The organism is Altererythrobacter sp. CAU 1778, assembly GCF_054482795.1.
This window is the reverse complement of sequence record NZ_JBTLRP010000001.1, coordinates 865,088-877,358: the sequence shown is the minus strand read 5'-3', so window position 1 is coordinate 877,358 and position 12,271 is coordinate 865,088. Positions and strand designations below refer to the sequence as shown.

Below are 12,271 nucleotides of genomic sequence, written 5' to 3'. Positions count from 1 at the left end.
GGCAGCGCGGTGCTTGTCAGCAGCGGCGGGAGCGGACATTGCGGATGGATGGCAGGGACCGACATCGCGAGCTTCGACGTGCTGGGCGTGCCGGTTTCGGTGGTAACGCCGGAGACGGCCTTGAACACGATCGTCACCTGGGCTTCCGACGAGACCGGCCGCTATGTGTGCATCCGCGATGTCCACGGCGTTATGCGGGGGCAGGAGGATGCCGAGTTGCTCGACATCCACCGCCGTGCCGCGATGGTGACGCCAGACGGAATGCCGCTCGCGCTGATCGGCAAGCGGCGCGGCCTGCCGGTGGAGCGGACGACCGGGCCGGACCTGATGCTGGCGGCGATGGCGCGGCCCGAACTGCGCCATTACCTGTACGGCGGTGGCAGCGGCGTCGCGCAATTGCTCGAGACGCGCCTGCGTTCTTTGCCGACCGATCCGCTGATCGTCGGTCTCGAGACGCCGCCCTTCCGGGTTGAAACCGATGACGAACTGGATGCACTCGCCGCGCGGATAAAAGCCAGCGATGCCAACACCGTTTGGATCGGGCTTTCGACACCGAAGCAGGAACGTCTGATGGCCCGCCTCGCGCCCCTGACCGGCGCCACGCTGATAGGTGTCGGTGCCGCGTTCGATATTCACGCGGGTCTGATGAAGCGACCGCCACGCTGGGTGCAGCGGTCCTCGCTGGAAGGTGTCTATCGGCTTTGCAAGGAACCACGCCGATTGTGGTATCGCTACCTCGCGCTCGCCCCCAGGTTCGCGGCCCTGGCAGCGCGTGAGGAATGGCGCCGCGCGCGGCGTTAGCCAGCTCTCTCGAACAGGTCCGGTCCGATGGTTTGGTGCTCCATCCAAAGGCAAGCCAGGCGCTGCGCCAGAACGGCGAACCCCGTAAGCCACGCCGCGCCCTGCGTGCCGAAGACTATGCAGACGGGCAGCAGGGCGATCACGCTTCCGAACGCCACAAAAACTGTCGCCCGGCGATAGATATCCTGCCTTCCGACGGAGGACAGCGCCGCGCCAGCCGGCCCCGCCATGATCGCAATCCCCATCAGAACGCCCATGATCGTCACTTCGCCCGTGGCAGCGACGTAGTCGTTTCCTGCAAGCGATAGCAGCCATTCGCCCGCCAGCAGGACGAAGCCGACAAAGACAATGCCGGCGGTAATCATCAGCCACCCAGCCTCTCGTCTCGCCCGTCGCCATCCTTCGAAATCGCCATTGCCATGTGCCACCGCCAGCCGCGGCATCAGCAGCAGCACGACGGTCGAAACAGGCAGCGCGATTGCCGAGACAATACGCAAGGCCAGATTGAACGAACCGACCTCTGCATTCGACACCACCCAGGGGAGCACGAGCATGACCGCCTGCGCATTGGCGAAGGTCGCGATCTCGGCCAAAGCGAAGTCCCGCGCGCGCTCCGGACGATCGGCCAAGGGCGTCACCGCTCTGGCGGTTGAATGACGCGGCATCGAGGCGGCCATCGCAGCGGCTGCGAGCGTCGTTCCCGCCAGATAGGCCAATGCGCCTTCCGACCAATCGCGCGGCTCCGATGCGGCGAACCAGATGAGGACAACGAGCGGCATGGCCGCAAATTCGCATGACACGGCCCGCCGCGGAGCTTGGCGCGCGCTCGCCTTGGTCGAAAGCAGTTGCAGCAGCGTCGTCGTCACGACGAGACACACCAGCAAACCCGCGGCTGTCAGCTGTGCATCATCGTAGACCGTCATGCCGAGGATCACGCCTGCCGGTAGGGAAACCAGCGCCGCTCGCAGGGTTGCCCCTCGGATTGCGCGCGACGCCACTTCGCTGCCCCGTGGGCCAGCCAGTCGGGGCAACACCACCAGCAAGAGGTCGCGTTCTCCCCACCGGGCGAGAATCGCCAATGCATAGACCCATGCCATCAGGCCATAGAGCAGCCCCGCCTGCGCCGGGCCTAGCGTGCGGCTGACAAGGATCGTCGCAACGAAGCCGAGCGCGGCACCAGCGACCCGCAACATACCCAGCGATCCGTGCGAGCCGACAAGGCGCAGGATCGCCATCATGCCGCCGCCTCGGCCATGGCTGCAGCGTAAATGGACTGAAGGGCGGCGAGATTCGCCGTTTCGGAATAGTGGAGTTCGTAGGCCGACCGCGCCCCGGCACCGAGCCGGGACGTCAGTTTGTCGTCATGGGTCCTTGCCAGCGCTTCGGCCAGCGAAGCGACGGAATTGGGCTCGAACAGCAGCCCCGTCTGCCCGTCGCGCACGATTTCCGGCAGGCCTCCGATGCGCGCGGCGATGGCAGGCAGGCCGTTTGCGAACGCTTCGGCAAGCACCATCGGGAAGCCTTCGTACCAGCGTGACGGCAGGATGAGCCAGCGGGCCGCCCGCATGGCGGTGCGGACCTGCTCTGGCGTAGCGGTTCCGGCAAAGCGGACATTTGCAGCGGCCATTCCTTCCAGCAGCGCGCGGTCCGGCCCTTCGCCCAGAACCGTGATCGGCAAGTCCGGGTGCGCACGGGCAGCCTCGCACAACAGATCGACGCCCTTTTCCGGCGAAAGCCGACCGACGAAGAGCAATCCCTGCCGTATGGCGCCCGCTTCAGGCGGTCCGGGGTCGGAAACGGCATTGCCCTTCACCACCACGCGCTCGGCGGGAAGTCCCTCGCCAACGAACAGATCGCGGGCAAATTCGCTCAGGGTGACGAAGCGCGTGACGCTCGCGACCCAGCGGGGATCGCGGAGCGTGGCATTCTGCATCCGCAAGACAGCGGCACTCCCGGTCAGCGAGCCTCGGTAGCAGCGGTGGCGCAGGGCGCTCAGCCGCAACCTGTCGAGACAGTCGCGGCAGGGTTCGCCATTACGCAACAGCATCGCGTTGGCGCACAACAGGCGGTAATTGTGCAGGGTCTGCACGACGGGAAAACCGGCCTCCGCCAAGGCAATATGCGCGGCGGGCGTCACCAGTGGCCAGAAGTTGTGAATGTGGACAAGATCCGCGCAGTGGTCCCGCGCCTTCGCCACGAGATCGCGCGCCACGGCGTTGTCGCCGCCAGCTTTGCGGAACGCGCTGACCTTGCCTGCCACGCCCGAGATCGCTGCATTGTCGAAACACGCCAGCCGCACGTCGACGCCCGCCCCGCGCAACAGCTCTGCTTCCGCCTCGACCACGGCATCCTCCCCGCCGCGTTGGCGGTAGGCATTATGGACGAACAGGATGCGGCGCGGCGGTTCGCCGGTCATGCCGGGTCGGCGCAGTGCCGTTCGCGAAGAGTTCGGGCCGTGGGGGCGCTGCCGCGTTCCTCCAGCCGACCGATCAGCATGGCAACGTCCTCGCAGGCCAAGGCGCGCCCGGTCTCCGTCACCACCTGCGCGCGGGCGAGCAATTGCGCGTCGGAGATTTCGCCCAACGCGCGCAGATAGCGGGCGCGCCATGGCGATGGGTGGGCGATGGTTTGCGCCAGCGCCTCGCGCCCTTCCACGCTCGCCTCGAAGGGTGCGAGGAGGTTCTGCATATTTTTCATCTGCGGATCGGTGCGAAGCAGCGCGTCGAGGCGCAGCGCCGCCTGACGCCAGTCGCCCCGGTCCTGCGCGCGCGAAAGCCAGTAGGCCTGCGTTCCGGCATCCCGCCAGCCTGCCTCTGCGCTGGCGCGGTAGGCCGCATCGGCACCCGCCGCATCCCCGCTCGCCAGGCGGGCCGCACCGAGCAGGCCGAGCCTTTGGCCGTTCATCGGCTCGGCTGCCACCAGACGGCTCGCGGCGACTTGCGCGACAGCGGGATCGCCCAGCACCAGCGCGGCACGCGCCTCGCTCGCCGGGTCGTTCAGGCGCGGTTGCCCCATCAGCAATGCGGCCCCCGCATAGGCCATTGCGAGCGCCGTGGCCGCCAGCTTAAGCATCGGCCGAACCGTAGCGATAATAGTTCTCGCCCGAATAGCTCGAATAACGGTTACCCGCGCGCGCCGGGTCGAACTTGGTCAATACCGCGCCCGCGATCTCCGCATTGGCAGCGCGCAACCGGCGCAGCGCCGTCTTGAGGCTGCCACTGCGTCCCCGGTCGGCTTCGATCACGAACAGGACCGCGTCGCTGATGGAGGCCAGCATCGGCGCATCGGCAAGACCCAGCACCGGCGAACTGTCCAGCACCACCGCGTCATACTGCGCGGACAACTGCTCCAGCAGCGCGGCCATGCGCGGACCGCCGATCAGCCGCGTCGGATCGGGCGGCACGGGGCCGGAGGTGAGGACGGACAGGTTCGGCTGCGCGCTGGCGCGAACCGCCTGCTCCAGCGGACTGGCATCGACAAGCACGCTCGACAGGCCAGCCGAATTGTCCATCCCGAAGGCGCGGTGGACCCCGGGACGGCGCAGGTCGGCATCGACCAGCAACGTTTTCCTGCCCAGCTTGGCAAGCGCCGTCGCGAGCGCGGCGCTGGTCACGCTCTTGCCCTCGCCCGGCTGCGAACTGGTGACGAGCAGGATGGGAGGATGCCCTTCCGCACTGGCGAACATCAGTGAGCCCCGAAGGGCGTTGTACGCCTCGGCCAAGCCCGAAGTCTCCTCTGCCATCTCTGCCAGCGGATCGCCCCCCGCAGCAACCGGCACCACGCCAAGCAGCGGCAGGCCCGTCTTGTCCTCGACATCTTCGGGCAGGCGGATCGTATCGTCGAGCTGGTCGCGCAGGAACACCGCCAGCGCGGCGAAGCCCAGTCCCACCGCCAGCGCCATCAGCAGATTGCGCAGCAGGTTCGGCGTGTAGGGCGCCTCGGGCGGCTCCGCCCGGTCGATAATCGCGATATTGCTCGCTGCGATGCCGGAAGCGGCGTTGAGCCCGCGATAACGCTCCAGCAAGCCCTGATAGAGCTGGCGGTTGGTGTCTGCTTCGCGAGCGAGCGTGTTGTAGCGCACCGAGCGGTCCTGTTCCGCCAGGGTTTCTCCGCGCAACTGCGATACGCGCTCGGCCAGTTGGCGCTCCGCATCGCGTGCGGCGATATACTCTGCCTGCACACCGGCGCGCGCGGTGCGGGCATTACGCGTAATGGCGGAGCGGGTGGTCGCGAGTTCTGTTTCCAGTCGCTGCACGGTCGGATGGTCGGGGAGATACCGTTCGCGCGCGGATTGCAGCTGCGTTTCCAGTTCGGCCTGTCGGGCCACGAGTTGCTGCACCGCGGGGCTGGCCTGTGCCGCGCGCGAGGACAGCAGCGGCGCATTGCGTTCCGCCTGCCAACGGCTTTCGGCAGCGATCCGGTCGGCCTCTGCGCGGTTTGCGGCCTCGTTAAGCTGCGCGAGGCTTTCTCCCGTCACGCTGCCGCTGCCGATTTCCCCGGCTGGACGGATAAGGCCTGCGCCGCGCGCGTAATCGTTGAGCGCCCGCTCCGAACCTTCGAGCCGCGCGCGCGCTTCCTCCATCTGCTCCGCCACGAAGCTGCGCGCATATGTAGTGGAATCGAACCGGCGGCGCAGGTTCGCCGCGATCAGTTCTTCGGCATAGGCATTGGCAAGTTCCGCGCTAATATCCGCGCGCGCGGTCGAGAAACCGATCCGCACGATGCGCGAATTATCCGGCATCTCCAGCGTCTGGTGCGCTCGCAGCGCGGCAATGGCAGCAGGTTCCCCCAGCGCAGTCGACGCCGACACGGCATCGGCGAAATCGGCGCGGCGGTCGAGCTTCAGTTTCCTTGCCACGCGGCGCGCCAGCTCGCGGCTTCGCAGCACTTCGAGCTGCGTGTTGATGAGCCGATCGACGTCCCAGTCCGGCGTAGGGTCCTGCAATCCGTCCACCGCATTGCCGAGCACGGTGTCACGCTCGTCCTCGATCTGGATAGCGGCATCGGCGGCGTATTGCGGCGTGGTCAGCATCGTGGCGACCACGCCGATTGCCAGCGCAGCCGCGATGATGGCCGCGATCAGCCAGATGTTGCGCGCGAGCAGCTGCGCGACGTGGCGCAGCATCGCCCCTGTCGCGCCGGGGCGCGGTGCGTAGGGATCGATGGTTGCCGCAGCGCTCTCCATAGTCTCAGAACTGCGTGAACACGTTGAAAAGCGGCGCGGCCTGAAGGATGTCGCGATAGCCGCCGCGCAGCGCGCTGAAGCCGACCACCACGACGTCGCCCGGCAGAACCTGCGGATCGGGTGCCTTGCCGGAACGGATCGCCGTGACGTCGAACAGCCCACCGGTGCGCTGGCCGTCTACGGTGCGGAAGATCACCACCTCGTCCAGCTCGGCGGTGTTTGTCGGGCTGCGCGCAAGTGCCAGCGCGGTGAGCAGCGTGTAACCCGGCTGAATCTCGAACACGCCGGGCAGCTCGACTTCGCCTTCCACCGCCAGCGTGCGCCTCGCCGCCTCGTCCAGCCGCACGGAGACGCGCGGGTTGCGGAGGTAGCGTGCGCCGTAGGCCGCCTCGATCCGCATGGCGAGTTCCTGCGGGTCGAGGCCCGCCGCCGCGATCGTGCCAATCAGCGGCAGGGCGATATTCCCGGCCGGATCGATGCGCGCATTTTCCTGCGACAGGTCCGGTTCCTGAAATACGCTGATGCTAACGACGTCGCCGGGGCCAAGTGGGTAGGCTCCGGTCGGAGCGGCAGGCGCTGCGATCGCGGCATAGGCAGCATCGCCCGCCGGCACCACCGGGTCGAGCGTTGGCTGACACGCGCCGGCGATCAGCGCCAGCACCGCCACCATGCCCGACCGGACGTTCCTTCGCCTCACTCGCTTGCCCTCCGCGACCTGCCATCCCCGCCGCTGCCGTTCGCTTCCGGCAATCGCGCCACTGATCCCGCCGCAACGCCTGCTAGAACCGCCAGCGCCATTGCGCGCAGGGGATAGTCGACGAGGGAATGCGCGGCGAGCACAGCCAAGGTCAAGCCCGCAAACGGAATATACACGCCCGCGCCTTCCCTGTCGCGCCACGCCGCGCGCAATATCGCGGCCAGCAAAACGGCACAGACGACGAGGACCGCGACGCCGGGCGCCCCCGCTTCAAGAAGGAATTCCAGCCAGTCGTTATGGACGCGGTTGGGCACGGTGGGATCCAGTGCCTCGATCCGCTCGAACCATTCGAGCACCAGCCGGCCTGTCCCCATTCCCGACCCGGCAGGCCAGTAGCTCGCCAGCGCTTCCCAAGCATCGCGCCACAAACCCATGCGCGCGTCGCTGCCGAACACGAAGCGCGCGAAGACCTCGCGGGCGCGCAGGCTGGCAATCAGCGCCGTGAGCAGGCCGAGCCCACCTGCAGCCGCGATCCAGCGCCATGCTCGCCTGCTCCCGCTCGTTCGCAGCATGATCCAGCATCCTGCCAGGACCGGCAAGATCAGCACGATCCCCGCGCGCGAAGCGGTGAAGAAGACTGCCGCCGCCATCAGGCCCAGCAAAAGCCAGACCAGCGGTTTGCGTTCCGGAGCGATGCTTCGCGCCGCGCAGGCCGCTGCCACCATGGCAATCAGCAGCAAGTCCGCGGCGGCATTACGATTGGCGAAATTCGCAGTAACGACGCCCGTGTGGGTTTGCGGATAAAAGCGCGGCGCCGCATCGCCACTCGACAATTGCCACGCGCCGAGCAAACTCGCGGCCAGACCCGTTGCGGCGATGGCCCACAGGACACGGCGACGCCCCAGCCCGCCCAGGCTGGCGACCATCACCATTGCCAGAAGCGGTGGTCCGAGAGACAGGAGCGATGCCATAGTCGCGCCGGGAGACAGCGTGGCTGCACGCCAAGAATTTGCCTCCCCTGATAGCGCCAGACCCTTCTCGACAGCCGCACGGCCCGGCAAGGCCTGCCATACAGCGGCAGGAAGCGGCAATATCTGCAACAGCGGCACGATCACGACGCACAGGGCCAGCAAAGCTATCTTGCGGTCTACCCGCGTCCGGGCGTTCCACAGCCACAGAGTGGCGAAGAGCCCCGCGAGCGTTTCCAACGCTATTTCCGTCGCTGCATTGGGCGTTCCGCCACCACCGAGCACGATGCACACGTCGACGAAGCAGGCCGTGAGCCAGCCTGCCCTTCGTTCCGCCAGTGTTTCCCCCCGCACCATGCGGCGCACTTACCGCACCCGCGCGCTCATGGAAATCCGCAGGCTTTTGCGCTGGACCGCGCGCGCGCTTGCGCCATAATGGCCCGCAAGGGTCGGGGGTCAGACAGAAAAACGCGCATGGCGGTTCACGAATTCTGCCTGTTTCACAACGAAGGCGCCGCGCTTGAAATCAAGCGGCGGGAAGCTGCGCGATGGGTCGACCGGCTCACTCTGTGCCAGGCAACCCGCACCTTCCGTAACGCTCCGCGTCCATTGGTCGGGCTGCCGCAGGACGCATTGCTGCATCCCGTTACTTTCGAGGCCGAAGGGCAATTCGAAGCAGCATACGCCTGGGGGCCGAGCCGCCGCTTCCCATTCTGGCGAAAGCGCAAGCGTGCCAGGCAGAACGAAGCGAGACAGCGCAATTTCGTCCACCAGGCGCTTGCCGACGTGGCTGACGCCGACATCGTGGTGCTGAGCGATGTCGACGAAATCATCGACGCCCGCCGCGCCGGCGAAGTCATCTCCGCCGCCCGCAAGCATGGCGTGGTCAGCGTGCGGCTGCATCACACGCTGTTCTACCTCAATCTCTATTCGCGCAACTGGGATGCGGTCTGGCCCGGCTCCCCGCCGGATTACGCGCACCGCGTCTTCGTGATGACCGGAGCATACTTTCGCGCAATGCGCGAGACCTCCGATAGCCTGCGCCAGCTGGGCGAACGCGGCCGGTTGATCGGCAAGGTTCCGCTGGTCGAGGGGTTCTGCGGCTTCCATCACAGCTGGCTAGGCGGGGAGGAGGCGGCGCTCGCCAAGATCCGCTCCTATGCTCACAGCTTCGACGAACATCGCGCGGATCTCGTGAACGCCGACGGTTCGCTGAACGAAGCGCGGCTGCGGGCTTGCGTGAAGGCGGGCGAGTCCATCTTCCCCGGACACGAGCTGGAAATCCGCAGCTTCGCGCAACAACCGCCGCTGCAATCGGTCGCCGAAATGCGCGGCGAATTGGCGGAAGTGGTGCTGTGAGGCTGTCCACCCTCTACGCGCGGAACCTGCTGCGTTACGGGCGGATCGATCCGATCGAGTATCTCGTCAGCCATGAAATGAAGCTGGTTTATGTGCCCATTGCCAAGGCGGGGTGCACCGCGATCAAGCAGGCTCTTCTGCCGGACCTGTCCTACGGCAATCTGGGCCTCGACGAGTTTCACCGCCAGGTCGCAATGCGCATGACGAGGCGGCGACCCGGACAGCTCGACAACTACCTGTGGTTCACCTTCGCGCGGGAACCGGCGCGGCGACTGGCGAGCTGCCATGCCGACAAGATCGTAGGTGGCGGCGGAATCTTCGCGACGCGGGCGCAGCAGGCGATATTCCGGCTTTGCGCCGGAGCCTCCGCACAGGACGCGTCGCTGGTCGCATTTGCGGAAGCGGTGGCCGATATTCCCGACCGACTGCGCGACCGGCACATCGCGGCACAAGCGCCCGTCCTTCGCGCCGTCACTTCCGCACCCCGTCATTTCGTGGGACGCATCGAAATGCTCGCCCGCGATTGGGAGCGTTTGCAGGAGCACGCACCGCTGCCGGAGATAACGCGCCTCAACACCTCCACCCCGATCGCGAGCAACGCGATGGAATACCCCGCGTTTCAGGCGGCGATCGCGCGCGCCTACGCCAGCGACATAGCGATGCTGCGCGATCTGGCAGGGACACCGTCATGATCTCCGTAATCATCGCCACGATGAACAGCGCGGCTACGCTGGAAAGGTGTCTCGACAGCCTGCACGCACAGCGCGGCGCGGCCTTCGAAGTCCTGCTGAGCGATGGCGGATCGAGCGACGGGACGCTCGATATTGCGCGCGCACATCCGCTGACGTTGGCGCATTGTCGCAGCGGGCCGGACGGCGGGGTCTATGACGCCTGGAACCAGGTCATCCCGGCGGCGCGGGGCGAGTGGCTGATGTTCCTCGGCGCGGACGACGTTCTCTCCGGGACCGGGACGCTGGCCGAAACGGAGAAAGCGCTGGACACGATTCCGGCGTCAGACCGCGAAAGCAGCTTCGCCTTTGGCACCACGCTGTTCGTTGACGGCGATACGGTGATCGAACGCTTCGGCGAAGCTCCTTTGCCGAACGGTCGCCTCGACCCCGACCGCGACGTTCCCTTCAGCCACACCGGCCTGCTGCACCATAGCAGCCTGTTCGACCTGTTCGGCCTGTTCGATGCCGACTTCCGCTCGGCCGGCGATTATGAGTTCCTGCTCCGCACCGCGCGCGACGAGGAGACGCGGTTTCACCACCTGCCCCTGGCCGTCGCGCGGATGGCGGCAGGCGGGATGAGCAACAGCGCGAAAGGGCGCGCGCGGCATTATGGCGAGATGAAGCTGGCGCGCGCCAAGCTCGGTATGGATACGCCCGGCTGGCTGACGCGCGCCGCGCTGCGATCGCAAGGGCTGGCGGCGGCGGGGAGGGTGCTGCCGGACCGTCAGCTGGTCGGCCTCGCCAACATCTACCGCAGCGTGCGCGGCAAGGCGCGCAGGCATTCGCTGTGATCGCCCAGCGCGCGCCCGCACCGGCACTGCCTTGCGAACAGGCCGCAGCGCTCGCCTATCTGCTGTTTCTCGTCGCCCTGCCGCCCGCGATAGGCGCAGCGCTTTATGCCGCGCTGATCTTTGCCGGCAGCGCGATCTACTTGCTGCCTCAGGGCCGCGCCAGCCTCGGCCAGCTGGTGTTCGGCGAATACCTCGCCGTTGCTGGCATAGTCTTGCTGTACCTCCTGCTGTCGACGACGGGGTGGTTCGCGTGGCCCGGCCGATTGCGGAGCGGAGACGCCGTCGCTCCGCAGGCGGCCGGACTGCTGCTCGTTTGCGCCTGCATTCCCGGACTAACGAAAGTCTCACGCGTGCTTTTTGCGGACCGTGCGCGCCTGTTGCCCTTTGCGGTGCTGGCGACACTGTGCCTCTGGTCTGCGCTGACCTGGCGTCGGGACGAATCGATCATTCTCGAAGGCCAGCTTTACGGCGTTCTTGCACCAGCGCTGTTCATCCAGTTCTCGATCTTCATCGCGGTCGTCACCCTCACCCGGAACCGTGCGGCGCGCGTCGTCCTGTTGGCCCTGCCGCTGGTGTTCATGGGGGCCGCCTCCAATGCGGTCATCCAGCTGAGCCTGATCGCGCTCGTGCTGGCTGGCGGGCACGTTTGGACGCTGCGCACGCTGGCCGTGCTGCTTGGCATTGGCGTGCTGACCGCGATCTACAGCGCGAGCTGGCTCGATCCGCTGGTGGCAGGCGACACCAATTCGCTCGTGCGCCTGCACCTTTGGCGCGAGGCGTGGTCGGGCATCCTTTCCCACCCACTCGGGTTGGGTTTCGGCAGCGGTTTCACCGAGACGGCGGCCATGAACGATCCGGTGATCGCGAAGGTGTACAAATACGATGCGGCGAGCGCGCTGAGCATTGCGAACCATTCATCGCTGCTCGACGTGACACTGCGGCTGGGCTTGCCGGGGCTGATCGCATTCGTGCTGGTGATGCACCGCGCCCTCGCGCAGGCGCGGGGGACGAGGCAATATCTACCCGCAGCCGGTGCCATTGCCATGGTGCTGGTGGCGGGCGCGATGAATCCGATCCTCGAAAGCGCCCGCAGCGCGCTGTTCGTCGCGTTCGCCATCGGTTTCGCGCGCGGCATTGCGCTGGATCGACAGTCGAAGCCTGCACTGCGGATCGACAGAACCGTCAGCCAGCCCTCACCCGCAGAGCGTCGCCGGGCGCTGGCTGCGCAGGCACAACCCCGAACTCAAACCCAAGCTCAACCGCGCCCGCGGTAACCCGCTACGCCCTGATCGGGCAGCCACAAGGCCTCGGATGGCGCACCGCTCTGCCAGAAGACGTCGATCGGAATGCCGCCGCGCGGATACCAGTAACCGCCGATGCGCAGCCAGCGCGGCTTCATTTCTTCGAACAGGCGCTGCCCGATGCCGACCGTCACGTCTTCGTGAAAGCCGCAATGGTTACGGAAACTGCCGAGGAAAAGCTTTAGGCTCTTGCTCTCCACGATGGTTTCGCCCGGCGCGTAATCGATCACCAGATGCGCGAAGTCCGGCTGGCCCGTCACCGGGCACAGCGAGGTGAACTCCGGCGCGGCGAAGCGCACCATGTAGAGCGTGCCGACGCGCGGGTTGGGCACGTAATCGAGAGTCGCGGCCTCGGGCGATGCGGGAAGCTCGCTCGTCTGGCCGAGGTGGATCGGTTGGTCTGCCATGCGCGCGCCATGCCGCAGGCCCGCGCGGCGG

The 12,271-nt window shown here is 66.9% G+C and carries 12 protein-coding genes; 5 read left to right on the top strand and 7 right to left on the bottom strand.

Annotated elements, in window-relative coordinates:
• Positions 1-48: 48 nt before the first annotated feature.
• Positions 49-801 (top strand): WecB/TagA/CpsF family glycosyltransferase, encoded by a 753-nt coding sequence (locus ACXYN8_RS03920; protein WP_458888003.1) that lies wholly within the window; start codon positions 49-51, stop codon positions 799-801.
• On the opposite strand, the gene ACXYN8_RS03915 is transcribed toward ACXYN8_RS03920, so the two are convergent.
• From ACXYN8_RS03915 to ACXYN8_RS03890, 6 genes are read right to left on the bottom strand one after another with little or no spacing between them, the layout of a single operon-like run.
• Positions 798-2,039 carry a lipopolysaccharide biosynthesis protein gene (locus ACXYN8_RS03915; protein ID WP_458888002.1) on the bottom strand — a complete coding sequence of 414 codons (1,242 nt, stop codon included), beginning with the start codon at positions 2,037-2,039 and terminating at the stop codon, positions 798-800. The genes ACXYN8_RS03920 and ACXYN8_RS03915 overlap by 4 nt on opposite strands.
• A complete protein-coding gene (locus ACXYN8_RS03910; RefSeq protein ID WP_458888001.1) occupies positions 2,036-3,217 on the bottom strand; it encodes a glycosyltransferase in 1,182 nt (393 codons plus the stop codon). Before ACXYN8_RS03910 ends, ACXYN8_RS03915 begins: the two co-directional genes overlap by 4 nt.
• The gene (locus tag ACXYN8_RS03905) at positions 3,214-3,873 is read right to left on the bottom strand and encodes a hypothetical protein (protein ID WP_458888000.1); all 660 of its coding nucleotides are present in this window, start codon (positions 3,871-3,873) and stop codon (positions 3,214-3,216) included. The genes ACXYN8_RS03910 and ACXYN8_RS03905 overlap by 4 nt, the downstream gene beginning before the upstream one ends.
• Positions 3,866-5,986, bottom strand: coding sequence for a GumC family protein (locus tag ACXYN8_RS03900; RefSeq protein ID WP_458887999.1), 2,121 nt, complete (start codon positions 5,984-5,986; stop codon positions 3,866-3,868). The genes ACXYN8_RS03905 and ACXYN8_RS03900 overlap by 8 nt, the downstream gene beginning before the upstream one ends.
• A 4-nt stretch (positions 5,987-5,990) precedes the next feature.
• On the bottom strand, positions 5,991-6,683 hold the full coding sequence (locus tag ACXYN8_RS03895) for a polysaccharide biosynthesis/export family protein (protein WP_458887998.1): 693 nt from the start codon (positions 6,681-6,683) through the stop codon (positions 5,991-5,993).
• Positions 6,680-8,008, bottom strand: coding sequence for an O-antigen ligase family protein (locus tag ACXYN8_RS03890; RefSeq protein WP_458887997.1), 1,329 nt, complete (start codon positions 8,006-8,008; stop codon positions 6,680-6,682). Before ACXYN8_RS03890 ends, ACXYN8_RS03895 begins: the two co-directional genes overlap by 4 nt.
• Here ACXYN8_RS03890 and ACXYN8_RS03885 point away from each other — a divergent pair.
• From ACXYN8_RS03885 to ACXYN8_RS03870, 4 genes are read left to right on the top strand one after another with little or no spacing between them, the layout of a single operon-like run.
• Positions 7,910-9,010, top strand: coding sequence for a glycosyltransferase family 17 protein (locus ACXYN8_RS03885; RefSeq protein WP_458888901.1), 1,101 nt, complete (start codon positions 7,910-7,912; stop codon positions 9,008-9,010). The genes ACXYN8_RS03890 and ACXYN8_RS03885 overlap by 99 nt on opposite strands.
• The gene (locus ACXYN8_RS03880) at positions 9,007-9,702 is read left to right on the top strand and encodes a sulfotransferase family 2 domain-containing protein (protein WP_458887996.1); all 696 of its coding nucleotides are present in this window, start codon (positions 9,007-9,009) and stop codon (positions 9,700-9,702) included. The genes ACXYN8_RS03885 and ACXYN8_RS03880 overlap by 4 nt, the downstream gene beginning before the upstream one ends.
• Positions 9,699-10,532 (top strand): glycosyltransferase family 2 protein, encoded by an 834-nt coding sequence (locus tag ACXYN8_RS03875; RefSeq protein ID WP_458887995.1) that lies wholly within the window; start codon positions 9,699-9,701, stop codon positions 10,530-10,532. The genes ACXYN8_RS03880 and ACXYN8_RS03875 overlap by 4 nt, the downstream gene beginning before the upstream one ends.
• On the top strand, positions 10,529-11,806 hold the full coding sequence (locus tag ACXYN8_RS03870) for an O-antigen ligase family protein (protein ID WP_458887994.1): 1,278 nt from the start codon (positions 10,529-10,531) through the stop codon (positions 11,804-11,806). Before ACXYN8_RS03875 ends, ACXYN8_RS03870 begins: the two co-directional genes overlap by 4 nt.
• On the opposite strand, the gene queF is transcribed toward ACXYN8_RS03870, so the two are convergent.
• A complete protein-coding gene (queF, locus tag ACXYN8_RS03865) occupies positions 11,788-12,240 on the bottom strand; it encodes a preQ(1) synthase (protein WP_458887993.1) in 453 nt (150 codons plus the stop codon). The two genes, ACXYN8_RS03870 and queF, sit on opposite strands and share 19 nt — an antisense overlap.
• Positions 12,241-12,271: the final 31 nt, after the last annotated feature.

Bases quoted from the DNA above. Each gene is read 5' to 3' on its own strand.
- ACXYN8_RS03875 (WP_458887995.1), top strand. From the start codon at position 9,699: ATGATCTCCGTAATCATCGCCACGATGAACAGCGCGGCTACGCTGGAA.
- ACXYN8_RS03910 (WP_458888001.1), bottom strand. From the start codon at position 3,217: ATGACCGGCGAACCGCCGCGCCGCATCCTGTTCGTCCATAATGCCTAC.
- ACXYN8_RS03915 (WP_458888002.1), bottom strand. From the start codon at position 2,039: ATGATGGCGATCCTGCGCCTTGTCGGCTCGCACGGATCGCTGGGTATG.
- queF (WP_458887993.1), bottom strand. From the start codon at position 12,240: ATGGCAGACCAACCGATCCACCTCGGCCAGACGAGCGAGCTTCCCGCA.
- ACXYN8_RS03905 (WP_458888000.1), bottom strand. From the start codon at position 3,873: ATGCTTAAGCTGGCGGCCACGGCGCTCGCAATGGCCTATGCGGGGGCC.
- ACXYN8_RS03900 (WP_458887999.1), bottom strand. From the start codon at position 5,986: ATGGAGAGCGCTGCGGCAACCATCGATCCCTACGCACCGCGCCCCGGC.
- ACXYN8_RS03890 (WP_458887997.1), bottom strand. From the start codon at position 8,008: ATGGTGCGGGGGGAAACACTGGCGGAACGAAGGGCAGGCTGGCTCACG.
- ACXYN8_RS03920 (WP_458888003.1), top strand. From the start codon at position 49: ATGGCAGGGACCGACATCGCGAGCTTCGACGTGCTGGGCGTGCCGGTT.